This window comes from Stenotrophomonas indicatrix (assembly GCF_050573115.1).
Lineage (GTDB): Bacteria > Pseudomonadota > Gammaproteobacteria > Xanthomonadales > Xanthomonadaceae > Stenotrophomonas > Stenotrophomonas lactitubi_A.
The window spans coordinates 41139-65749 of record NZ_JBNYZT010000002.1 but is presented as its reverse complement, the minus strand read 5'-3'; the positions used below and the strand labels follow the sequence as shown (position 1 = coordinate 65749).

The window sequence follows — 24611 nt, the reverse complement described above, 5'->3', positions numbered from 1 at the left end:
TTACAGAGCATTAACCAACGAGACTACTATCGGGTCATCGGCTCGGTCTTGGACCTGCCGATTCCTTCGACGCCCGTTTTGGCGTCCTTTGCACGACCCGAGAGAGAGAGCTCGTCATGACTTCACGCACCACCGCACTGGGGCAGGCCATCCGCTACGCCCTGGCAACCACTGCGACGCTGGCTGCGCTGCCGGCGTTCGCCCAGAGCAGCAGCACCGCCTCGCCGACCAACCTGGACCGCATCGAAATCACCGGTTCGCGTATCCGCCAGGTGGACGTTGAAACGGCGCAGCCGGTGCTGGCCCTGAGCCGTACCGATATCGAACGCCAGGGCTTCAGCTCCGTTGCCGACATCCTGCAGAACGTGACGGCGATGGGCAGCCCGGCGATCAGCCGCGCAAACGCGCTGAGCTCGGGCGAGAACACCGGCGGCACCTACATCGACATGCGCAACCTGGGCGCGCAGCGCACCCTGGTGCTGGTCAACGGCAAGCGCCTGGGCATCAGCACCTCGGGCCTGCAGGACGTGTCCTCGCTGCCGGTGTCGGCGGTGGAGCGTATCGAAGTGCTGAAGGATGGCGCCTCGGCCATCTACGGTTCCGATGCGATGGCCGGCGTGGTCAACATCATCACCCGTTCCAACGTCAACGGCGTGACCGCCAACGTCTACCACGGCCAGTACAGCGAAGGTGACGGCGCGCGCGACCGCTTCGACGTGGTGGGTGGCTGGAGCAACGACCGCGTGTCGCTGACGCTGGCGCTGGAACACTCCGAAGAAAAGAGCGTGTGGGCACGTGACCGCTGGTTCAGCAAGTACGGTACCAGCGACCACAACCCCAATGACCCCTCCAACTGGACCACGCTGAGCCAGTACGGCCAGATCACCGGCCTGAAGGGCCGCCCCGGCTGTACCGATACCCGGCTGGGCTGCGGCTACTCGCTCAACCGTGGTGCCGACCCGACCAACCCGGCCAATTACCACCTGACCGATGCGACGCCGTTCACCGGTGACGTCAGCAATGCCAACGACCAGATGCACGTCATGTACCCGATCAAGCGTGATTCGGTGTACTTCGATGGCCGCTTCAAGCTGACCGATGACATCAACCTGCGCACGGAGTTCGGCTACAACAAGCGTTCTTCCGAGCGCCAGATCGCCGGCTACCCGACCCAGTCCAGCTCGGTGTCGATTCCCAATGACCCGAACGCCACGGGCCAGATGTCCAGGGACAGCTACTTCAACCCGTTCGGCAGCCAGCACGGTTACGCCAACCCGACCGCAGTGTCCTGGAACCGCCGCACCTGGGAAGTGCCGCGCGTGAGCACCAGCGAACTGAAGACCTATCGTGCGGTGGTGTCGCTGGATGGTGCCTTCGAGATCGGCGAGCGCTACTTCGACTGGGACGTGGGCTACCAGTACAACCGCAACGAGCTGACCGCCACCGCCACCGGCAACCTGCACAAGAAGCGCGTGCGTGATGCCGTGGGCCCGTCGTTCCTCGACCCGGCCACCGGCAAGGTGATGTGCGGCCGCCAGGGCGCGGTCATCGATGGCTGCAAGCCGTGGAATCCGCTGGTGCCGTTTGGCAAGAACGACCCGAACGGCCTGACCGGCAACGAAGAGCTGCTGTCCTGGCTGTTCCCGTCCGAAAAAACCACCGGCCGCACCACCACCAAGAATGCGTTCGCCAATCTGTCGGGCAGCATCATGACCCTGCCGGCCGGCGACCTGGGCTTTGCCTTCGGCGTCGAAAGCCGCAAGGAAGATGGCAAGTACACGCCTGACGCGCTGGCCCAGACCGGTGCCACCACCAACCTGGCCGCTGGCCCGACCGGTGGCAGCTACACGGTGAAGGAAGCGTACCTGGAGCTCAACGTGCCGGTGCTGGCCGACCTGCCGGGTGCCAAGGAACTGAGCTTCAGCGCCGCAACGCGTTTCTCCGAGTACAACACCTTCGGCAACACCCTCAACAGCAAGTTCGGCTTCAAGTGGAAGCCGATCGACCAGCTGCTGGTCCGCGGCACCTGGGCCGAAGGTTTCCGCGCACCGACCATCAGCGACCTGTACGGTGGCGGTTCGGAAACCTTCGCGCAGTTCAGCGATCCCTGCGACACCGTGTTCGGCGCTTCCAAGAACAGTGCTGAAGTCCGCGGACGTTGCGCACGCGATATCGCCGATGCCGGCAACTTCCGTCAGCTGCGCCAGGGCAACACGCCGGTGACCACCGCGCAGGACGCAACGCCGACGCCGTTCGTATCCGGTTCCAACCCGCAGCTGACCCCGGAAACCTCGACCAGCAAGACGCTGGGCCTGGTGTGGAGCCCGACCTTCGTCAGCAACCTCAACGTTGCCCTGGACTGGTGGAAGATCCGCATCGACAACACCATTGTCGATGACAGCCCGAACCAGATCCTCACCGACTGCTACGAGCAGGGTATCGAAGCGCGTTGCAGCCGCTTCACCCGTGATGCGGCCACCGGCATCGTCACCGGCCTGAAGTTCGGCAACCGCAACGCCGGCTTCGCCGAGACCGAAGGCTACGACCTGGACGTCAGCTACCGCGTAGATACCAGCTACGGCAAGCTGAGCGCCGGCTGGACCAGCACCTACGTCAGCAAGAACGTGTACCGTTCGACCAACGATAGCGGCGTGGTTCCCACCCCGATCAACGGTGTGGCCAACACCATTGGTACCAGCACCAGCCTGGCCTTCCGGGTGCGTTCGAACCTGGTGCTGGGTTGGGATATCGGTGACTTCGGCGTCAGCTGGACCGCGCGTTACTACTCCGGCGTGAAGGAGCGTTGCCTCAACGCCACCCGCTACGCGGATGAGTGCTCCGATCCGGGCTTCATGGCACCGTGGATCAAGGGTACCCGCGACTACAACCAGCGTGGCGCGGTCACCTTCCACGACGTGCAGTTCCGTTACAACCTGCCGTGGGATGCCACCGTGTCGGTTGGCGCCAACAACGTGTTCGGCAAGGAAGGCCCGGTGATGTACAGCAAGCCGAATTCGTCGTTCTCCTACTACGGCGGCTACGACATCGGTCGTTTCATGTACATGAAGTACCAGCAGCGCTTCTGATCCACGCGCTGGCGTAACACCATGACCACGGCCCTTCGGGGCCGTGGTTTTTTTGTGCCCGCGCAGGTTGTCGCCATCTACATCGCTGTTGACGCTTCCAATCCAGCACGCCATCCCGGGCAAACCTTCAGCCGGAACACAAAATGACCTGGCAATCGATTGATTCGATTCCGCTTTGTACAAAAGCGTCATCACCGATCCGGGCGCTTTCGTCGCTTTCCTCTACTTCTCCCTGCGGCCCTTCACTAGGTTTGAACGTCCACCGCCCGCGGTGGAACTGGCGCCGCCCTGCTTGGCCGCGCACCGATGAATTGGAAGAGAGAGAGAGACCCATGACCATCCGTATTCCCGAACTTGGGTTGGCGATCCGCCGCGCGCTGGCGATGACCGCAACCACCGCATTGGCTGTTCCTGCACTCGCCCAGCAGGCTCCGGAAGCCACCACCCTGGACCGCATCGAGATCACTGGCTCGCGCATCCGTCAGGTCGACCTGGAAACTGCGCAACCGGTGCTGACCATCAGCCGTGCAGACATCGAGCGACAGGGCTTCAACTCGGTTGCCGACATCCTGCAGAACCTGACCGCGACCGGCAGCCCGGCACTGAGCCGCGCCAGCCCGCTCAGCGCTGGCGAAACCGCCGGTGGAAGTTACGTGGACATGCGCGGCCTTGGTGCACAGCGCACGCTGGTGCTGATCAATGGCAAACGCCTGGGTATGACCACCTCTGGTTACCAGGACATCTCCAGCATTCCTGCCGCTGCCGTGGAGCGCATGGAAGTACTGAAGGATGGCGCCTCGGCCATCTATGGTTCCGACGCCATGGCCGGCGTCATCAACATCATCACCCGCCGCAACGTCGAGGGCGTGACCGCCAGCGTCTACCATGGCCAGTTCAGCGAAGGCGACGGGGCCCGCACCCAGTACGACGTGGTTGCAGGCTGGTCGAATGAACGCGCCTCGATCACCCTCGCTGCCGAGCATGTCGAAGAAAAGGGCGTGTGGGCGAAGGACCGAGGGTTCAGCGCCCATACCTACACCGATCGTCATCCGGACGATGGCTGGACCACGGTCGGCCAGTGGGGACGCATCACCGGCTTCAAGGGCCCGGGCTGCAGCAACAGCCGTGGCTGCAGCTATTCGCTCGACCGTGGCAGCCAGCCGGGAGGCCCGGACAGCTTCCATCTCAGCGACAACACGCCGTTCACCGGTGATGTCAGCAACAGCAACGAGCAGATGCACCTGCAGACACCGATCAAGCGCGACTCGATCTTCGTTGACGCACGCGTGGATCTGAACGATCAGGTCCGCTTCAACACCCAGCTGGCTTACAACCAACGCACCACGAGGCGTCAGGTCGCCGGCTACCCGTTCCAGTCCGGCGCAGCCGGCATCACGCCGATGTCTGTCGACAGCTGGTTCAATCCGTTCGGCAGCCATCACGGCTACGAAACGCCCAGCGACGTGCACTGGAACCGCCGTACCTGGGAGATTCCGCGCGTCAGTACCAGCGAACTGACGTCCTGGCAGGGCGTGGCGGCATTCGAGGGCAACTTCGAGTTCGGCGGTCGCGATTTCGACTGGGAAGCCGGTTACCAGTACAACCGCAGCGAACTGACCCAACGCGCCACCGGCAACCTGCACAAGCAACGCGTCGCCGATGCTACCGGGCCGTCCTTCTACAATCCGGCAACCGGCAAGGTTGAGTGCGGCACACCGGATGCGCCGATCGCCGGTTGCAGACCCTGGAACCCGCTGGTGCCCTATGGCCAGGATGATCCCTATGGCCTGACCGGCAACCCGGAACTGCAGGACTGGTTGTTCCCTGAGGAACTCACCCGCGGCCGTACCACTACCCGCAACCTGTTCGCCAACCTCAGCGGCAGTCTCGCCACCCTGCCTGCAGGTGAGCTGGGCTTCGCAGTGGGTGCGGAGAGCCGCCGCGAAGATGGCCGCTTCATCCCCGATGCGCTGGCACAGACCGGTGCCACCACCAACCTGGCCGCAGGCCCCACCGGCGGTGGCTACCGTGTAGACGAGGCTTATCTGGAGCTGAGCGTACCGGTGCTTCGCGACCTTGCCGGTGCGCGTGAGCTGAGCCTGAGCGCCGCTACCCGATACTCGGACTACACCACCTTCGGCGGCACCCTCAACAGCAAGTTCGGGTTCACCTGGAAGCCGATCGACCAGCTGCTGGTCCGTGGCACATGGGCACAGGGCTTTCGCGCACCGACCATCTCCAATCTGTATGGCGGTGGTTCTGAAACATTCACCACCGGCTTCCGCGATCCCTGCGACACCGTCTACGGTGCTGCGGCGAGCAGTCCGGAAGTGCGTGCACGCTGCGCCGCCGACATCGCCAATGCCGACAGCTACCGACAGCTCGGCCAGGGCAACGAGCCGATCACCGGCAGCAGTGGACAGACACCCCTTCCCTTCACCAACGGCTCCAATCCGGATCTGGAACCGGAGACCTCGACCAGCCGCACACTGGGACTGGTCTGGAGCCCAACGTTTGCCGAAGGACTTCACATCGCACTGGACTGGTGGAAGATCCGCATCGAGAACACCATCGTTTCTGATCATCCCAATGACATCCTCCGCGACTGCTACGAGTTGGGCATCGCCGAGCGCTGCGGCAGCTTCACCCGCGATCCGGAGTTGGGCATTGTCAACAAGCTCAACTATGGCAGCCGCAACAGTGGCTTCCGCCAGGCAGAAGGCTATGACCTGGAGATCGGCCACAAGGTAGAAACCCGCTGGGGCACGCTGCGCGCCGATTGGAAGACCACCTATGTGGTTGCCGCCGAGGAACGAACCACCGACGAGGCGGATGTGCCGCCGATACCCAGCAATGGCATCGCCACCAACGATGGCATTGGTTTCCGGGTCCGCTCCAACGCGTCACTGGGCTGGGAGCAGGGCAACGTCGGCCTCAGCTGGAGCCTGCGTTACTTCTCCGCAGTCAAGGAACGCTGCCTGGACGCAAGGGACCATCCGGATGAATGTTCCCACCCGGACCAGCGCGCGCCCTGGTACAGCGGCAGCCGCGACTACAACCGACGCGGTTCGGTCACGTTCCATGACGTACAGGCGCGTTACAACCTGCCGTGGAGCGCCACCGTTTCGATCGGCGCCAACAATGTGTTCGCTCGCCAGGGCCCGATCCTGTACAGCCAGCCAAGTTCCAACTTCTCCTACTACGGCGGCTTTGACATCGGTCGCTTCGTCTACATGAAGTACCAGCAGCGCTTCTGATCCATGCGTTGGCGCAACACCATGACCACGGCCCTTCGGGGCCGTGGCTTTTTTGTGCCCCTGAACTACGCAGGCATCGCCTTGCCTGGCCGTCATCACGCTGTCGCAAAGCGGTCATGTCGGCTACATCGCCAGGCCTGAGCATGCGTAAAACCGGAGGCCCGCCATGCGCTATGCCATCGTCACCGAAACCTACCCGCCGGAGATCAACGGCGTCGCACTGACTGTGCAGGGCCTGGAGCAGGGATTGCGCGCCGCCGGCCACGAGGTCGACCTGATACGCCCACGACAGGCCAGCGAAGCGCTGGATGCGGCACCGGGCACCCTGCTGGTACCGGGCGCGGCCTTGCCACGCTATCCCGGCCTGCGCTTCGGCCTGCCGGCACCGATCCGGCTGGGCAGGCATTGGCGGCAGCAGCGCCCGGATGCGATCTACGTGGCGACCGAGGGCCCGTTGGGCTGGTCGGCACTGCGCACCGCGCGCCGTCTGGGCATTCCGGTAGCCACCGGGTTCCACACCCGCTTCGACGAATACCTGCCCGACTATGGCGTGGCGTGGCTGCAGTCGGCGGCAATGCGCTGGATGCGCCGCTTCCACAACCAGGCCGATGCGACCCTGGTGCCCACCCGCGAACTGCAGGAATTCCTGACCGATCAGGGCTTCGAGCGTGTGCGCCTGCTCGCGCGGGCGGTTGACAGCCAACAGTTCGACCCGTCGCGCCGCGACCCGGCGCTGCGTGAGGAATGGGGCATCGATGGCACAGGCCTGGCAGCGATCTATGTAGGACGCATCGCCGCCGAAAAGAACCTCGGTCTGGCGGTGAAGGCCTTCCGCAAGCTGCAGCAGGTGCGCCCGAAAGCGCGTTTCATCTGGGTCGGCGATGGCCCGGCGCGCGAGAAGCTGGCCCATGAGAATCCCGATTTCATCTTCTGCGGCATCCAGCGCGGCGATGCCCTCGCCCGCCATTTCGCCAGTGGCGATCTGTTCCTGTTCCCCAGCCGCAGCGAGACATTCGGCAACGTGACCCTGGAAAGCATGGCAAGCGGCCTGGCTACGGTCGCTTTCGACTACGGCGCGGCCCGCGAATACCTGCGCAACGGCGAGAACGGCGCGGCGGTGGATGACGACGAGCAGTTCGTGCAGGCAGCGGTTCAACTGGCTGCCGATGATGCCCTGCGCCGCGAGTCGGGCGGCAATGCGGCACGGGCGATGAAGCGGCTGCACCCGCAGCAGGTGGTGGCGGAGTTTGAAAACCTGTTGGCGGAACTGGCCAGCGCGCGGAGGAGCGGACATGCGCACCACGCCGCTTGAGCTGCTGGCCGGTCGCGAAGCTCGGTTGTGTCGCCGTGCCAACCACTACTGCCGACGTCGCCGCGTGCGCCGCGTCTTCTCGATCATCAGCCGGCTCGGCGATGGCGTGTTCTGGTACATGTTGATGGGCGCGCTGGTGCTCATTGATGGCTTCGATGGCCTGCGTGCATCGGTGCACATGGCCGCCACCGGCCTGGCCGCACTGCTGCTGTACAAGGGCCTGAAGCGCTGGACCCGGCGACCACGGCCGTACGCGGCTGACCTGCGTATCCGCGCCTGGGTGGCGCCGCTGGATGAGTTCAGTTTCCCGTCCGGGCATACCCTGCACGCGGTGTCGTTCACCATCGTCGCGCTGGCCTACTACCCTTGGCTGGCACCTCTTCTGGTGCCCTTCACCTTCGGCGTCGGCCTGTCGCGCGTTGTACTGGGCCTGCACTACCCGAGCGACGTTCTGGCGGCCACCGGCATCGCTGCACTGCTGGCCTCGGCCAGTCTGGCCTGGCTGCCGCTGCCGGTGTGACGCCCTGCGGTGGGGCAGAGCCCTGCGCTACCGGCGAAGCGATGCCCTAGAATATCGTCATGACCACGCTGTTCATCTCCGATCTGCATCTGGACCCCAGCCGTCCGGCCATCACCGACCTGTTCCTGCGCTTCCTGCGCGAGGAGGCGCCCGACGCCGACGCGCTGTACATCCTTGGCGATCTGTTCGAAGCCTGGATCGGCGATGACACGCCCTCGGCCGCAGCCGATGCGGTGGCCGATGCACTGAAGGTACTGTCCGACAGCGGCGTGCCGGTGTTCTTCATCCGCGGCAACCGTGACTTCCTGCTCGGCGAAGACTATGCCCGCCGCGCGGGCCTTCGGATCCTGCCGGACCCGTGCATGATCGAGCTGTACGGCCGCCCGGTGCTGCTGCAGCACGGCGACCTGTTGTGCACCGATGACATTCCCTACCAGCAGTTCCGCGCCCAGACCCGCGATCCTGTCTTCCAGGCGCAGTTCCTGTCGCAGCCGCTGGCCGCGCGCATCGCCTTCGCGCAGAAAGCGCGTGATGCCAGCCAGGCGCGCCAGTCGGAAATGAAGCAGGGCGATCGTGCACAGTTCGAAACCGTCACCGACGTAGCCCCGGCCGAAGTGGAAGCCACTTACGTGCGCCACGGCGTGGACACGATGATCCATGGCCACACCCATCGCCCGGCGATCCACACCCTGCAGGCCGGCGGACGCAGCTGCACCCGCATCGTGCTGGGGGACTGGTACGAACAGGGTTCAGTGCTGCGCGTGGATGCCAACGGCTGGACCCTGGATACGCTCAGCCGCGAATGATGGATCGCAGGGTGCCAACCAAGGTTGGCATCTACCAGAGCAGGTGCACGCGCGCTGGTAGACGCCGACCCTGGTCGGCGCCTGGCCTCAGCGGAAGGCCGCGATGGTGGCCTTGGTATTGACCAGCACGCGCTGGTTGTCGGCACTGCTGGCAATGCCCATCGGCACGCCGTTGTAGCTGATGTTCGGGTTGGACCAGTAGTTCAGCCGCGGGCAGCCGGCCGAGCAGTCGTAGGCCATGATCGTGCGCCAGCGCGATCCGCTGGCCGGCTCATAGCGATAGCCATGGCCATAGGCATACGGTGACGTGCTCGGATCACTGGCGATATCGTGCCGTGCGCTCTGCAGGTGGCCGATTTCATGGGCGAACGAGTAGTAGCCGGTGGCGCAATCCCAGTACACCGCGGCAAACGCGGTCGATGCCGTGGAGCCAATGCCCGAGGCCAGCCCGCAGTAACTGGTGTTGTTGATCAGCAGTACGCCGACGTCGGCGGCCGTGTTGTTGCGGCTGGTGTGGATGCTGTCCATGTAACCGTCGCTGGTGCCACGGAAGCGCGACAGGTCGGTGGTGAAATTGCCCGACTCGGTGTAGCTGGTGGTTTCATAGCCGGCCAGCTGCAGGGTCAGGCCCACGTTGCTGTTGGTGTACCCCTGGTTGGATTCGGCAACGGCCAGCTGCACCAGCGACTGCATGTTGCCACCGTAGGCGGTCACTGCAGCATTGGTTGCCACCACCAGCACGCGGATGGTCGCCGGGCTTCCCGACGAGGCCTGCGCGGCGCCGAGGCGATCATTGGCCGGCATCGCGATCTTCGGCAACTGGTTGTAGTCGGCCGGATGGTCGGCCGGCATCCGCGATTCATCCACCTCGACCAGCACATGACGATTGCCCAGCGGACGCAGGCGATACAGTTTGCCGTCCTTGCGGATCGAACCGGTGAGGGTATTGCCCGAGCGCACCAGGATCAGCGAGTTGCCCGGATCATCCTGGCCATTGGACGTGGCCGCCTGCAGACGATCGGACGGCGAGCGCAACTGGCCGTACCAGACGCTGCCGCCATCCGGTAGCGCCTCGACCTTGCTGCGAACGGCCTGCACCTTCTGCCCGAGCAGCTCGAATTCCAGCTGTGGCTGCGCGATTGCGGCGGCATCGACACGCACTTCCTGTACGGCGGCGGTGGACGGGGTGGCCAGCAATCGCCCCAGTGTCGGCTCATTGGTGGCCGATGCACGGCTGAGCACGGTGACCGGCTCGAACAACGGGGCCGCGCTGGCGGCGGCCGCTACCGACAATCCCAACAACAGACCACCTGTCGCTTTACCTATCGATCTGGACATCATCTTGTCGCTCCTTGGAGTGAAGTAGACAGCGTTGATGCAGCACGACCCGGGGTGCCGGGTTCGGCCATCAGGCCTGCGCAGGGCATGTGAATTCAATAGATGAGGGGAATGAAAATCGCGATCTGTGATCGACCGCATCTGCGTTCAGTGAGGTCAAAAGCGTCACTGCACGTCGCCAATACACAGCTTTCGCGCTACCGTGACGTGGCCGCGACGGGGAATGCACATGGCACCAGGGCAGCACAGCAGTGACGTGACGGCTGATCCGGGCCTGCTGCGGATCGGCCTGTTCTTCGACGGCACCCGCAACAACGCGCACAACCTGGCGCAGGGTCACCGGCAGGCGCCGCGACCGCGCCCTGCCCTGCTCAGAGCCGATGATGACTCCACCTACCAGAGCCGGCTGACCAGCAGCTACGACAACGGCGCCACCAACATCGCGCGCCTGCACCAGTTGTATCCGGACAGCCGACGCACACCAGGCAGCGCACCTTCGCTGGCGATCTATGTTGAAGGTGTCGGCACCCGCGACAATGCCGAGGACGACCTGATCGGTCTGGCTTTCGGGATTGGCGCCAGTGGCGTGCAGGCGAAGGTGCAGCGTGCATTGCAGGCGCTGCTGCCGGCGGCACTGTCGGCACTTGCCTCGCAGTGGCGCTTGCCGCTGCACAGCGTGCAGCTGGATCTGTTCGGCTATTCGCGGGGCGCGGCCGCCGCACGCGATGTGGCCAACCATCTGCGCGGGTGGGATGCCGCGCGCTGGCGGCAGCTGCTGCAGCAGGCGGGGCTTTCGTGCAGCCCCGACTTTGCCCTGCCGCGGCCGGCACTGCGCTTCATCGGCCTGTTCGATACGGTGGTCGCCGTCAACGGCGGCCGCGCCGACGAGCACCCCCGCATCGCCCTGCCCGCGGGCATCGCCGAGGCCGTACTGCAGCTCAGCGCGCGCGATGAGCATCGCCAGCACTATGCGCTGACCACGGTGGCGCCGACCCATCCCGAAATCGCACTGCCCGGTGTGCATGCCAACATCGGCGGTGGCTACGACCAGGTGGAGGAAGGGCCCAAGCTGCTCAGCCGGCCGCGACGGCAGCAGCTGCGCCAGCCCGGCGTGGAGGACTACCAGACACCGCCACTGGCCCTGCTGCAGGCGACGACCGCTTACGCGGAAGCACAGGCCGACGCCGAACGCTGGCAGCAGCAGCTGGGGCTGAACCCGAAGGAAGTGTGGGTCGATGTCTGGCACCAATGGCAGCAGCAACGACGCGCGGGCAGCCGCAGCGTGCTGATGTCGCCGGTGCTGTACGTCACCGCTGCCGTGGTGCTGCACCGGCGCATCGACTGGCGCTATCAGCTGGTGGCGCTGCAGGTGATGCAGAAGCACGCCATCGATGCCGGCGTGACCTGGACCGCCGATGCCGCCGAGGTGGCGGGTTGGGAGCTGCCCGGCGCGCTGCAGCCGATCGCACGCCGCCTGATCGCCGGCCAGCCACTGACCCCGACGCAGGAAGCGTTGCTGCGCCGCCGTTACCTGATGCAATCCGCGCACTGGAATTTCGATGCGCTCGGCGATACCGCCCTGACCTACACCGCTGATGCCGGTGTCAGCGAGCTGCCGTATCGCCCGGGGCCGGGGCTGTTCTACATCAACCGGCCGACGGTGGATGGCAGACGCGTGGTGTTGCCGAACGGGTGAACGAGCGAACGGCATCCACGCATGGCGTGGATCTACTGCAAGCGCGCCATGCGTGGATGATGGAGCAACCGATGCCGGTCAACCCGCCTGTTCGATCAGATTGGCGAGTTCATCCGCATCGAACCCGGCCAGCAGGCGGGCCTCGATATTGAACGGCCCGTGCAGGTAACCACCGGCATACTCGACCAGCAGTTCCTTGAAACGCGCACGCGGTTCGACACCGGCGCGCTCGCAGTACCAGCGGAACCAGCGCGAACCGGCAGCAACGTGTGCAACCTCCTCGCGCAGGATCACTTCCAGCACGTCAGCGGTTTTACCATCGCCGACGTTGCGCAGCTTGTCGATCATGCCCGGCGTCACGTCCAGGCCACGCGCTTCCAGCACGCGCGGCACCAGCGCCATGCGTGCCAGACCATCGTGCGCGGTCTTCCCGCACATTTCCCACAAGCCGTTGTGCGCAGGAAAATCGGCGTACTCATGGCCGTGTGCCTGCAGGCGCTCGCGCAGCAGCATGAAGTGGCGCGATTCGTCGTCGGCGCAGCTCACCCAGTCGGCATGGAACGCCGCCGGCAGACCGCGGAAACGGTACACCGCGTCCCAGGCCAGGTCGATCGCATTGAGCTCGATATGGGCGATGGCATGGATGAACGCCGCGCGCCCTTCCACACCGCCCAGACCGCGCCGGGGCACTTCACGCGGATGCACCATCCTCAGCTGCGGCGGCCGGCCCGGCATTCGGATCGGATCGGCCGGCGGCGCATCGGCCGGTACGTTCAACCGGCCGGCGCGGAACGCAGCGGCGTAGGCCTGGGTCAGAGCAACCTTGCGCAGAGGATCGGCTTCGGCCAGGCACTGCTGCGCGGCGCGCAGCAGATTGCCGCCGACGTCAGGCACGTCGATCACCGCCTGGACCTCAGGCGCGGCTCTTGTGCTTGGCGTCGTCCGACCGCAGCTGCTGGATGCGCTCGAAGTAGCCCGGCTCGATGCCCGTCGGGTAATGCCCGTTGAAGCACGACGAATCGAAGTTGCGCAGCGCCGGATTGCCTTCGCTCACCGCCGCTTCCATGTCTTCGATGTCCTGGTAGATCAGCCAATCACAACCCAGGTGCGCTTCGATTTCCTCGATGCTGCGGTTGTGCGCGACCAGTTCTTCAGCAGCCGGCATGTCGATGCCGTAGATGTTCGGGTAGCGCACCGGCGGCGCAGCGCTGGCCAGGTAGACCTTGCGCGCGCCGGCGTCACGCGCCATCTGCACGATCTGCTGGCTGGTGGTGCCGCGCACGATCGAGTCGTCCACCAGCAGCACCACGCGGTTGCGGAACTCCAGGTGGATCGGGTTGAGCTTGCGACGCACCGACTTCACCCGTTCGCCCTGGCCCGGCATGATGAACGTGCGGCCGATGTAACGGTTCTTGATGAAGCCTTCGCGGTACTTCACCCCGAGCACGTTGGAGATTTCCAGCGCGGCATCGCGCGAGGTGTCCGGGATCGGGATGATGGTGTCGATGTCGTGGTCCGGGCGCAGGCGCAGGATCTTCTCGCCCAGCTTGATGCCCATGCGCATGCGCGCCTTGTGCACCGACACGTTGTCGATCATCGAATCCGGGCGCGCAAAGTACACGTACTCGAAGATGCACGGGGTGTGCTCGGCCGGCTCGGCGCAGATTTCCGAGAACAGTTCGCCGCGCGCGGTGATCACCAGCGCTTCGCCCGGCTGCACGTCACGCACGCGCTGGAAGCCCAGCACGTCCAGTGCGGCCGACTCGGAGGCCACGATGTACTCGTCCCCCTCGGCGTGGCTGCGCTTGCCCAGCACCAGCGGGCGGATGCCATGCGGATCGCGGAAAGCAACCAGACCCAGGCCCAGCACCACGCTGACCACCGCATAGCCGCCCTTGCAGCGACGGTGCACGCCGGCCACCGCGCGGATGGCCGCTTCCGGACTGAGCTGGCGCTGCTGTTCCAGTTCGTAGGCGAACACGTTCAACAGCACTTCGCTGTCCGAATCGGTATTGACGTTGCGGCGGTCCTGCTCGAACACCTGCTGGCGCAGATCCTCGGTGTTGATCAGGTTGCCGTTGTGGGCCAGCGCGATGCCGTACGGCGAATTGACGTAGAACGGCTGTGCCTCGTCCATGCCTTCCGAACCGGCGGTCGGGTAACGCACATGGGCGATACCGACGCTGCCTTCCAGGGTGGACATGGTGCGTGCATCGAAGACATCGCGGACCAGGCCGGTGGCCTTCTGTACCCGCAGGCGGCTGCCGTTGACCGTGGCGATGCCCGCCGCGTCCTGGCCGCGATGCTGGAGGACGGTCAAGCCGTCATACAACTGCCCGGCGACGTTCTGGTTGCCGACGATTCCGACGATGCCACACATGATGCGAGGTCTCCGCTGGGCTGTGCCCAGTTACAAGGAAGGTGGCCGTGCCTGGCCAGAGTTGTCGCCGCGTCTGCGGTCGACATTGGCCGGGTCGCCCGGCTCGATGCTGCCCGGTAGTGCTGGGGCGTCCGGGCGCACTTCGGCCGGATCATATGCCTCGCCCTGTTCCGCCTTCGCAGGCCGCAGCCATCCGCTGCCCGCCACTATCTGACCGAGTACGCCATTATCGCCTGTCGCCCCCGGCTTGCCCACTCCGGCGCCGGCACTCTTGCCCAGCTCCATCAATGCAGATGGGGACAGCGCGTCCATCGGCAAGGCCTTGGGCAGCAGGTCGGCCCCCGGCACCTGCCACTGCGGCAGTTTGCTGTTCATCCAGCCTACGGCCGGGTTCAGCACCGGCCGCAGCGCCGAGCCGCGCCAGGAGGGTTCGGCGGTGAGCGGGGTGAAACCGGCCAGCAGCAGCAGCACGGCCGCGATGAGGCCGCCACGCACGGCGCCGAGGACCCCGCCCAGCAGGCGGTCCAGGCTGCCCAGCATGTTGCGGTGAACGATGGCCTTGATGACCATGCCGATCACGGCGACGACGATCATCACGCCGATGCCGACGCTGAGGTAGCCGCCGATGAAATGCTCGCCCCCGGGCGCGGCCGGTGCAGACCACCAGCGTGCGGCGTCATTGCCGAAGGCGAAGGCGGCCCAGGCGGCGACCAGCCACGATACGGTGCCGATGACGATGCCCACGAAGCCGCGCAGCAACCCGAGCAGGGTGGAGGCGGCGATCACGATCAGCAGCACCACGTCGATCATGGCGCTCCGTTCCTTCGGCGGCGCTGGCAACGGGGCTGCGTACAGGTCATGGGTGCGGTCGCACCATGCCGGCCACGCCGACCTTGGCGGCGACCTGCGCCTTCAACTGTTCGGCATCGGCGCGGTTGGCGACCGGTCCGACGCGGACCCGGTGCAGGCTGCCCTTTTCGGTACGCACCTGCTCGACGAAGGCGCTGAAGCCTGCCGCGCGGACCTTGTCGCGCAGGGCGTTGGCATCGTTGGCCTGGCCGAATGCGCCGAGCTGCACGGCAAAACCTACTCCGCTGGCAGCCGGTGCGGCCGGCGTAGTCGGCGGGGTGGCCGGCTTGCTGGCGGTCGCTTCCGGCTTGGGCTCGGGCTTCGGTTCCGGCTTGACCACCGGCTTGGCCGGTTCCGGCTTGGCAGCCGGCGGTGCTGCTGCGGTCGGCGTGCTCGGCGGCAGGCTTTCACTGCGCACCGGATTGCCGGTCGCCGACGGCGTAGCCGCCGCGACGGGGGTACTGGCACTCGGCGCGGGCGTCGGCGTGCTGGCCACCGGTGCGCTGGTCGAGGGCTTCGCATCGAGGGTGATGACTTCTGCCTTCACGTCGGCACGGACCTTCACCGCCTGCAGCCGGGCCGCTTCGGCCTGGGCGCGGTCGGCATACGGTCCAACGCGTACGCGCCAGGCCGGGCGACCGTTGATCGATGCGGTCTCGATGAAGCCCGGAAGCTGCGAGCGTTTCAGGTAGGCGACCACCGCATCGGCGTCACCCTGGCTGCCGTAAGCGCCGAAGGTCACCGCGTAATTGCCGGCGGCCACTGCGGGCGACGTGTCCACGGTCGGCGGGGCAGCCGGTGCGGCGGCCTCCTCGACGGGACGGGCCTGGCCGCTCTGCAAGCCGGTGGCACCACCGGCAGGCGCGACCAGCGGCAGTTCACGGGTTTCGAACTGGCCATCGGCCGGCGCATCGGGCGCGGCGATCGGCACATTGGCCACACCGCTGTCCGGGGCCGGGCCCTTGACGAGCATCGGCAGGAAGATGACGGCCAAGGCCACCAGGACGATGGCACCAATCAGACGCTGTTTCAGGGGCGTATCCACGTAGGGCAGGCGGCAGGCTGGACGTTGCGGTCGATTATACGGGTGCTGGACCGGGCGGCGTCGGTAATGGCTGAACGGCGGTCAGGCGGAGGCCTGCAGCCATTGCAGCGCAGCGGCAGCGGTATGGAAGGAGCCGAACACCAGTACGCGGTCGCCGCGATCGGCACGGGCCAGTACCTGCGCCAGCGCCTGTTCGACGGTATCGGCCAGCGCCGCAGTGGCTGCGGCGGTATCGGCCAGGCGCGCCTGCAGCTGCGCCGCACTCTGGCCACGCGGGCCATCCAGCCCGGCCAGGGTCCAGTCGCCCACCACGTCCTGCAGGGCCTGCACCACGCCCACGGCGTCCTTGTCCTGCAGCGCGGCGTACACCGCCAAGGTGCGCCCGGGGGCGGCCTCGGCCTTCAGCGCGCGCGCCAGCTGGGCGGCCGCCTGCGGGTTGTGGCCGACATCGACGCGAACCTGCACGCCATCGCGCTCGAACGCCTGCAGGCGCCCGGCGATGCGCGCCGCGGCCACGCCTGCGGCCCATGCCGCGCGCGGCACCGGCTTGTCCAGCGCACGCAGCGCAGCGATCGCCGCACCGGCGTTGGCCAGTTGGATCGGCCCGGCAAGTGCCGGGGTCGGCAGCTCCAGGCGGGTGCCGACATCGCGCCAACGCCAACGCTGCGCGTCGATCGGTTCGTAGAAATAGTCGCTGCCACCGCGGATCGCATTGGCACCTACCAGGTAGGCGCGCGCCAGCACGCTCGACGGCGGATCGGTCTCGCCCAGGATCACCGGCTTCCAGCCGCGGATGATGCCGGCCTTCTCGGCACCGATGGCCTCGCGGTCCTCGCCCAGCCATTCGGCGTGATCGATGTCCACGGTGGTGATCACCGACACGTCGGCGTCGACGATGTTGACCGCATCCAGGCGGCCGCCAAGGCCGACTTCGAGCACGGCCAGATCGAGATCGGCATCGGCGAACAACTGCAGCGCGGCGAGCGTTCCGTACTCGAAATAGGTCAGCGTCACATCACCGCGCGCTGCCTCGACCGTGTTGAACGCAGCGACCAGTGCGGCGTCGGCGGCATCCTGGCCATCGATGCGCACACGCTCGTTGTAGCGCAGCAGGTGCGGTGAGGTGTACGCACCGACCTTCCAGCCCGCAGCGCGCGCGATGGCTTCGATGAAGGCGACGGTGGACCCCTTGCCGTTGGTACCACCGACCACGATGGTGTGCCTGGCCGGCGTGCTCAGGCCCATCGCGGTGGCCACGGTGCGCACGCGCTCCAGTCCCATGTCGATGGTGGCCGGGTGCTGGCGTTCAATGTAATCCAGCCAATCGGCCAGAGTGGTCGGGGTGTTCTTCACGGCAAGGCTTCCAACAGGTACAGGTGGTTCAGGACAGGAAATTCAGAGGGCGCGGTGCTTGGCTTCACCGAAGAACGGCGTGTGGTGCGCGCAGTCGTTCAGGCGCACCACTTCCAGGTTGTCCAGATCGGGGCCTTCAAGCAGGTTGAGGGTGGTCGGTGCCTGGCGGAAGGTCCACAGGCGCGACAGCGGCAGGCCGAGGATGCGGCACAGGATCACGCGGTTGACCGCATCGTGGGCGACCACCAGCAGGGTGTCGTGCTCGCCCAGGCCTTCGGCGGCACGCGCCAGGCCACGCCAGCTGCGCTCCAGCACCAGGCGCAGCGATTCGCCACCGGGCATCAGCACGGTATCGGGCTCGTCGCGCCAGGCCTGCAGGCGCGACGGGTCTTTCTCGTTGATTTCGCTGGCCAGCAGACCTTCCCACTCACCGTGGGCGATTTCCTGCAGCTCCGGCTCGGTCAGCAGCATGTCGGCGCGTGCAGCGCCAAGGGCCAGCTGTGCGGTGCGCTGGGCGCGCGACAGCGGCGAGGCCACTGCACGGGTGATGTCCACCGACGCCAGGCGGGCGCCAAGCGCCTGAGCCTGGGCTTCACCGATGGGCGAAAGCGGGATGTCGATCTGGCCTTGGTAGCGGCCTTCGGCGTTCCACGGCGTTTCGCCGTGACGGGCAAGCAGGATGCGCATGCGAACAAGGGGTCCTGGGGGAGGAGTTCCGGCGCAGTGTTCACATCCTGTGAAGTACGCGGAACAGGGATGATACCCGTTCGGCGGACTGGGCCGGTCGGGGCATGAAAAAACCCCGCGACAGACGTCGCGGGGTTTCAGCATTTCCGGCGGGTTGGTCGAGGTTGCCGGCCAGCGGCCGGCACTACCTTATCTCGCCAGGTTCAGTTCCTTCAGCAGCTGCGGCGCCGGCGCCACCTCCTGCATGATCCACTGCATGTAGCGGCTGTCGACGGCGATCATGCGGGTCATCACCGGGTCGAACACCCAGTTGGAGCTGACCGATTCCCAGTTGCCGTCGAAGGCCAGGCCAACCAGCTTGCCGTTGGCATCGAGCACCGGCGAACCGGAGTTGCCACCGGTGATGTCCAGGTTGGACAGGAAGTTCACCGGCACCGAACCGATCCGCTTGTCTTCCAGGCCGCCATAGCGCTTGGCCTTGACCGCATCCAGCAGCGCCTTCGGCGAGTCGAACGGATCTTCACCGGTTTCCTTCGCCGCAACACCTTCCAGGGTGGTGAACGGGGTGTACTTCACGCCGTCCTTGCCATAGCCCATGACGTTGCCGAAGGTGATGCGCAGCGACAGGTTGGCATCGGGATACACGAACTCGCCCTGGCTCTTCTTGTAGTCGGCCACGGCCTGCAGGTACAGCGGACGTGCGGTCAGCGATTCGCCTTCGCGGATCTTCTTCTGCTCTTCCTGCTTCAGCAGCGCCGGCATGACGGCCACCGCGTACTGGATGGTCGGATCATTGCTGGCTTCGAAGGCAGCGCGGTCGGCCTTGAACCACTTCAGGCGGTTGTCCAGGCTGCCCAGTTCGGTGCCGCCCAGCTTGCTCACCAGCGACTTCACCGCAGCGGCATCGCTGCCGGCCAGCCACTTGTTCAGCACTTCGTTGTCGCGCTGCGCGGCCGGCAGTGCCACGTACTGGTCGAGCCAGTAGGTCTGCAGCTGCTGGTCCATCTTCGCCACGTAGCGGCGATCCATCTGCTTCAGGCTGCCTTCGATGGTGGTCAGGTCGCGGTCCTGGTAACCGGCTTCGCGCTCGGCATCGGGCTTGCTGCGCTCGATCGACAGGCGATACAGGGTGATTGCCGCGCCGACGGCCGAGGTGTTGTTGAACTGGCCAACGAACAGGTCGCGCTCGCGCGTGGACTTGCTGGTATCCAGGTGCTGCAGCAGCTGCGCGTGCGCAGCCAGTGCCGGCTTGCCGGCAGCGCCCTGCTTCTTCAGCCAGGCCAGCACCGCCGCTTCTTCGGCCTGCTTCTGGCCGGCGGCATCGATGCGCTTGAAGCCTTCCAGCTGGCCCAGGTAGTTCTTGGCCACGTTGTTCATGCTGGCGGCGGTGGCGGCGTACTTCACCTTGACGTCGGCGTCGGCCTTGCCAGCGTCGGCAATCATCTTCAGCACCGCGTTGTAATGGCGGGCAATGGTCGGGTAGGTGAAGCTGGCAGTCTCGTTGAACTCACCGGCCAGCGCGTAACGGTTGGTGCGGCCCGGGTAGCCGGCCACCATCACGAAGTCGTCGGCGCCCAGCGGCGTATCGGCGAATTTCAGGAAGTGCTTGGGCTGGTACGGCACGTTGTCGGCCGAGAACGCCGCCGGCTTGCCGTCCTTGCCGACGTAGGCACGGTAGAACGAGAAATCACCGGTGTGGCGCGGCCACATCCAGTTGTCGACATCGCCGCCGAACTTGCCGACGCTGCCCGGAGGTGCATAGACCAGGCGCACGTCCTTGATTTCCAGGTTGCGGAACAGGCGGTAGGTGTTGCCGCCGGAGAAGCTGTACAGACGGCAGCGGAAGCCGGCATCGGCTTCACAGGCGGCAACCTGGGCCTTGTCGAAGGCATCCAGCGCGCGGCTGCGGGCCAGCGGGTCCTTGCCGGCGCCAGCGATGGCGGCCTTGGCTTGGGCGGTGACGTCGGTGATCTGGTCGAGCACGAACACGCGGGCATTCGGGCCGGCACTCAGTTCGTCGCTGTGCTTGGGCGCGTTGAAGCCGTCCTTGATCAGGTTCTTCTGTGCGGTCGAGTTCAGCTGGATCGCACCGTAGGCGCAATGGTGGTTGGTGACCACCAGGCCCTGCGGGGACACGAAGCTGGCGGTGCAGCCGCCCAGCGCGACCACGGCGCCCATCGGGTCGCCGGTCAGGTTGGCCAGCTGTTCCGGGGACAGCTTGAGGCCGGCCTTCTGCAGCGGGCCGGCGATTTCCGGCAGCTGCTGCGGCACCCACATGCCTTCAGCGGCATGGGCGACCTGGACCAGCCCAAGGCTGGCGACGACGGAGAATGCAAGCAGGTTCGAGCGCATGGAGCGGCCCCTGGTAGTGGAACTCTCGATTGTAGCCCGCCGCCCTGCCCCGGCCCGAACCCCGGAAGTCATGCACTCGAGTGCTTTCGCCGTTCAGCGTCTCCATTGCGATCGGGACCGAGACGGGAGGCCAGGCTGATGCAGGACACGCCGTAAACCCCGCTCCGCGGCCCGGCCCAGCCGCTGGCGGCTGTGCGTTCGGGCGCTTGCGAAGCAGTGCTTCGCAAGCAAAGCGCCCTCACCCATGGGGGCTCGGTCGCGCCATCCATGGCGCTCACGGTCCTGCATCGGCCTGGCCTCCAGCCTCCCCACAATCCCCTGGCCTCGGACGGTAGCGCCGGGCCATGCCCGGCGAGCGCAGCGGCGTCACTGCGCGGCACCGTTCGAAACGCCCCCCTGCGCACAGCTTTCGTTCCACCAATGCACCCGCAGCGCAACATGGGAAATCCGCGTGGCGCCCTATAATCCGCGCTTTCCCCCTGATGAGTTCCACCCCGATGGCGCAGCAAACGATGAAGGCCCTGGTCAAGCGCGAAGCGGCCAAGGGCATCTGGATGGAAGAGGTGCCGGTGCCGACCCCGGGCCCCAACCAGGTCCTGATCAAGCTGGAAAAGACCGCGATCTGCGGCACCGACCTGCACATCTACCTGTGGGACGAATGGAGCCAGCGCACGATCAAGCCGGGCCTGACCATCGGCCATGAGTTCGTTGGGCGCATCGCAGAGATCGGCCCGGGCGTGACCGGCTACGAGATCGGCCAGCGCGTCTCGGCCGAAGGCCACATCGTCTGCGGCCACTGCCGCAACTGCCGCGGCGGTCGTCCGCACCTGTGCCCGAACACCGTCGGTATCGGCGTCAACGTCAACGGCGCGTTCGCCGAATACATGGTGATGCCGGCCAGCAACCTGTGGCCGATCCCCGACCAGATCCCGTCCGAACTGGCCGCCTTCTTCGACCCGTACGGCAATGCCGCGCACTGCGCGCTGGAATTCAACGTCATCGGCGAAGACGTGCTGATCACCGGCGCCGGCCCGATCGGCATCATCGCGGCGGGCATCTGCAAGCACATCGGTGCACGCAACGTGGTGGTGACCGACGTCAACGACTTCCGCCTGAAGCTGGCCGCCGACATGGGCGCCACCCGCGTGGTCAACGTCGCCAACACGTCGCTGAAGGACGTGATGAAGGAACTGCACATGGAGGGCTTCGACGTGGGCCTGGAAATGAGCGGCAATCCGCGCGCGTTCAACGACATGCTCGACTGCATGTACCACGGCGGCAAGATCGCCATGCTCGGCATCATGCCCAAGGGCGCCGGCTGCGACTGGGACAAGATCATCTTCAAGGGTCTGACCGTGCAGGGCATCTACGGCCGCAAGATGTACGAGACCTGGTACAAGATGACCCAGCTGGTGCTGTCCGGCTTCCCGCTCGGCAAGGTGATGACCCACCAGCTGCCGATCGACGACTTCCAGAAGGGCTTCGACCTGATGGAAGAAGGCAAGGCCGGCAAGGTCGTCCTCAGCTGGAATTGATTCATCGTGGCTTCGCCACGTTGAATCCGCGCAGGTTTCCTTATCCCCGCGCCTGCGGCGCGCCCCCTTGAACAACAAGGGGGCTCTCACCCAGCCGGGGTCAGGAACGCGGCAGGAATTGAAAAAGGCGCCCATTGGGCGCCTTTTTCTTTGGGGTTGCCGGCCAGCGGCCGGCACTACCGTAACGCCTGCGACGTTACTTTCCGACGGCGACGCTCAGCATCACCCGGCTGTGCGCCAGCTTGCCGGAGTTGTCGCGGCCATTGCCGTCGGTGCCGTAGTAACCCAGGCCGACATTGAACAGGCCGAACTGGCGGGCGACGCCGACGTTCCAGTCCGTGTAGTCCTTGGCGATACCGTCCTCGAAGGTGCTGCGGCCGACGTTGGCATTGAGCTTGAAGTCCTTCGGCAGGCCCCAGCTGCCACCCAGGCCGAAGTACCAGCCATCGGTGCTGCTGTTCCACACATCGTTGCTGTAGGCCACCGTCAGCTTGTAGGTGTCGTCCAGCGTGGTGGTGGTGATCAGCTCGTTGTAGTTCTGGTGGCTGGACTTGAGGTAGGTGTAACGGTTCAACAGCACGTCGAAGTTGACGCGCTCGGTCACGTCCACGCCGTAGCCGATCAGGTAGTCGACCTCGGTCTTCGGATCGCCTGCGCCGAAGTCGACGCCCGAGCCCCAGACGCCGGCATACAGGCCGACCGGGCTGGTGTAGGTGAAGCCGGCCTGCAGGGTCGGATCCTCATCGGTCTGCGACACACCACGGAACAGGTAGTCCGAGACGGCGGTGACGTTCCAGCTGTACGGAGATTCGTTGTCCTGGGCGCTGGCGGCGAACGGCGCGAGGGTCAGGGCGGCGGCAATGGCGAGGCAGGCACGGGCGTGCTTCATGGGCGTCTCCGGTGGGGTCGGTGGCGTGGAAGGCGGGATCTGCAGCGGGCGCAGCGACCGGAGCCAGACAGCCCCGGTTCACGAATTTTTAACCCGTTTGCTATTGCGATGCAACATGTGCCGGCCATGGCGGTGCCCCCTACGCCCCGGTCCGCAGCCGTCGATGCCCGGTAGAATCAGTGGTTTCCCGTGCTGAGCCGTGCCCACGCCATGACCGACTCCTCCGCCCTGACCCGCCACTATGCTGAGGAACTGGACGCCATCCGCGCCCAGGGCCTGTTCAAGTCCGAGCGGATCATCACCAGCCCGCAGTCCGCCGAGATCACCCTCGAAGACGGCCGCAAGGTGCTGAATTTCTGCGCCAACAACTATCTCGGCCTGGCCGACCATCCGGACCTGATCCAGGCCGCGAAGGACGCGCTGGACAGCCATGGTTTCGGCATGGCCTCGGTACGCTTCATCTGCGGCACCCAGGACCTGCACAAGCAGCTGGAGGCACAGATCGCCGGCTTCTTCGGCAAGCAGGACACGATCTTGTACGCGGCCTGCTTCGATGCCAACGGCGGCCTGTTCGAGCCGCTGCTGGGCGAGAACGACGCAATCATCTCCGATGCGCTGAACCATGCTTCGATCATCGACGGCGTGCGCCTGTGCAAGGCCAAGCGCTTCCGCTACGCCAACTGCGACATGGCCGACCTGGAAGCCCAGCTGCAGGCCGCCGATGCCGCCGGCTGCAAGACCAAGCTGATCACCACCGACGGCGTGTTCTCGATGGACGGTTTCATCGCGCCGCTGGACGAGATCACTGCGCTGGCGAAGAAGTACAACGCGCTGGTGCACATCGACGAATGCCATGCCACCGGCTTCCTCGGCGCGACGGGCCGCGGCTCGGCCGAGGTCAAGGGCGTGCTGGAGAAGATCGACATCATCACCGGCACCCTGGGCAAGGCCATGGGCGGCGCACTGGGTGGCTTCACCTGCGCCAGCGCCGAAGTGATCGAGCTGCTACGCCAGCGTTCGCGGCCGTACCTGTTCTCCAACTCGCTGCCGCCGCACGTGGTCGCCGCCGGCATCAAGGCGTTCGAGATGCTGGCTGCGGCCGATGACCTGCGCAGCACCCTGGCCGAGAACACCCGCTACTTCCGCGAGAAGATGACCGCCGCGGGTTTCGACGTGAAGCCCGGCGTGCACCCGATCAGCCCGGTGATGCTGTACGACGCACCGCTGGCGCAGAAGTTCGCCGAGCGCCTGCTGGAAGAGGGCATCTATGCGATCGGCTTCTTCTTCCCGGTGGTACCGAAGGGTCAGGCGCGCATCCGCACCCAGATCAGCGCCGCGCACAGCCGCGAGCATCTGGACCGCGCGATCGATGCGTTCACCCGCATCGGCGTCGAGCTGGGCGTGATCAAGGGCTGATCATCGGCGGGGTCGGATCCTTTTCCTGCGGAAAGGGCTCTGACCCTTCAGGCCAAAGCGTGCCGACCAAGGTCGGCACCTACCGGAGTC

17 protein-coding genes are annotated in these 24611 nt (G+C 65.9%); 8 read left to right on the top strand and 9 right to left on the bottom strand.

Features of this window, described 5'->3' with window-relative positions; all coding sequences use genetic code 11:
- Positions 1-116 precede the first annotated feature (116 nt).
- The 5 genes from ACQ5SA_RS06140 (at position 117) to lpxH (ending at position 8981) form a co-directional block, all read left to right on the top strand.
- Positions 117-3086, top strand: coding sequence for a TonB-dependent receptor domain-containing protein (locus tag ACQ5SA_RS06140; RefSeq protein WP_108267916.1), 2970 nt, complete (start codon positions 117-119; stop codon positions 3084-3086).
- Positions 3087-3418: 332 nt separating this feature from the next.
- Complete coding sequence (locus ACQ5SA_RS06135; RefSeq protein WP_499313464.1) at positions 3419-6343, top strand: TonB-dependent receptor plug domain-containing protein; 2925 nt, start codon at positions 3419-3421, stop codon at positions 6341-6343.
- A 166-nt stretch (positions 6344-6509) separates the two neighbouring features.
- The gene (locus ACQ5SA_RS06130; protein ID WP_499313462.1) at positions 6510-7655 is read left to right on the top strand and encodes a glycosyltransferase family 4 protein; all 1146 of its coding nucleotides are present in this window, start codon (positions 6510-6512) and stop codon (positions 7653-7655) included.
- A complete protein-coding gene (locus ACQ5SA_RS06125; RefSeq protein ID WP_180163719.1) occupies positions 7636-8175 on the top strand; it encodes a phosphatase PAP2 family protein in 540 nt (179 codons plus the stop codon). Before ACQ5SA_RS06130 ends, ACQ5SA_RS06125 begins: the two co-directional genes overlap by 20 nt.
- A 59-nt stretch (positions 8176-8234) precedes the next feature.
- Positions 8235-8981 carry a UDP-2,3-diacylglucosamine diphosphatase gene (gene lpxH / locus ACQ5SA_RS06120; protein ID WP_353101443.1) on the top strand — a complete coding sequence of 249 codons (747 nt, stop codon included), beginning with the start codon at positions 8235-8237 and terminating at the stop codon, positions 8979-8981.
- An 87-nt stretch (positions 8982-9068) separates the two neighbouring features.
- Here lpxH and ACQ5SA_RS06115 read toward each other — a convergent pair whose 3' ends face one another.
- Positions 9069-10322 carry a zinc-dependent metalloprotease gene (locus tag ACQ5SA_RS06115; protein WP_499313458.1) on the bottom strand — a complete coding sequence of 418 codons (1254 nt, stop codon included), beginning with the start codon at positions 10320-10322 and terminating at the stop codon, positions 9069-9071.
- Positions 10323-10542: 220 nt separating this feature from the next.
- On the opposite strand from ACQ5SA_RS06115, the gene ACQ5SA_RS06110 reads away from it, so the two are divergent.
- The gene (locus ACQ5SA_RS06110; RefSeq protein WP_353101447.1) at positions 10543-12015 is read left to right on the top strand and encodes a T6SS phospholipase effector Tle1-like catalytic domain-containing protein; all 1473 of its coding nucleotides are present in this window, start codon (positions 10543-10545) and stop codon (positions 12013-12015) included.
- A 78-nt stretch (positions 12016-12093) separates the two neighbouring features.
- Here ACQ5SA_RS06110 and ACQ5SA_RS06105 read toward each other — a convergent pair whose 3' ends face one another.
- From ACQ5SA_RS06105 to ACQ5SA_RS06075, 7 genes are all read right to left on the bottom strand, one after another.
- Positions 12094-12918 carry a ferritin-like domain-containing protein gene (locus tag ACQ5SA_RS06105; protein ID WP_499313454.1) on the bottom strand — a complete coding sequence of 275 codons (825 nt, stop codon included), beginning with the start codon at positions 12916-12918 and terminating at the stop codon, positions 12094-12096.
- Between the two features lie 10 nt (positions 12919-12928).
- A complete protein-coding gene (purF, locus tag ACQ5SA_RS06100) occupies positions 12929-14395 on the bottom strand; it encodes an amidophosphoribosyltransferase (protein ID WP_499313451.1) in 1467 nt (488 codons plus the stop codon).
- A 30-nt stretch (positions 14396-14425) separates the two neighbouring features.
- Positions 14426-15205: a CvpA family protein gene (locus tag ACQ5SA_RS06095; protein ID WP_230112740.1), complete on the bottom strand. Its 780-nt coding sequence runs from the start codon at positions 15203-15205 to the stop codon at positions 14426-14428.
- Between the two features lie 46 nt (positions 15206-15251).
- On the bottom strand, positions 15252-16289 hold the full coding sequence (locus tag ACQ5SA_RS06090) for an SPOR domain-containing protein (protein ID WP_499313447.1): 1038 nt from the start codon (positions 16287-16289) through the stop codon (positions 15252-15254).
- An 81-nt stretch (positions 16290-16370) separates the two neighbouring features.
- Positions 16371-17642 (bottom strand): bifunctional tetrahydrofolate synthase/dihydrofolate synthase, encoded by a 1272-nt coding sequence (folC, locus tag ACQ5SA_RS06085; RefSeq protein ID WP_499313443.1) that lies wholly within the window; start codon positions 17640-17642, stop codon positions 16371-16373.
- A 42-nt stretch (positions 17643-17684) separates the two neighbouring features.
- Positions 17685-18329, bottom strand: a complete 645-nt coding sequence (locus tag ACQ5SA_RS06080) for a histidine phosphatase family protein (RefSeq protein ID WP_499313439.1) — start codon at positions 18327-18329, stop codon at positions 17685-17687.
- A gap of 189 nt (positions 18330-18518) precedes the next feature.
- Entirely contained in the window at positions 18519-20681 is a 2163-nt protein-coding gene (locus tag ACQ5SA_RS06075) for a S46 family peptidase (RefSeq protein ID WP_499313436.1), read from the bottom strand.
- A 512-nt stretch (positions 20682-21193) separates the two neighbouring features.
- Here ACQ5SA_RS06075 and tdh point away from each other — a divergent pair.
- Positions 21194-22216, top strand: coding sequence for an L-threonine 3-dehydrogenase (gene tdh / locus ACQ5SA_RS06070; protein ID WP_032952044.1), 1023 nt, complete (start codon positions 21194-21196; stop codon positions 22214-22216).
- 196 nt (positions 22217-22412) lie between these two features.
- Here the strand turns inward: tdh and ACQ5SA_RS06065 are convergent, their stop codons facing one another.
- A complete protein-coding gene (locus ACQ5SA_RS06065) occupies positions 22413-23105 on the bottom strand; it encodes a TorF family putative porin (protein ID WP_482997133.1) in 693 nt (230 codons plus the stop codon).
- 210 nt (positions 23106-23315) lie between these two features.
- On the opposite strand from ACQ5SA_RS06065, the gene kbl reads away from it, so the two are divergent.
- Complete coding sequence (kbl, locus tag ACQ5SA_RS06060; RefSeq protein ID WP_499313434.1) at positions 23316-24521, top strand: glycine C-acetyltransferase; 1206 nt, start codon at positions 23316-23318, stop codon at positions 24519-24521.
- Positions 24522-24611: the final 90 nt, after the last annotated feature.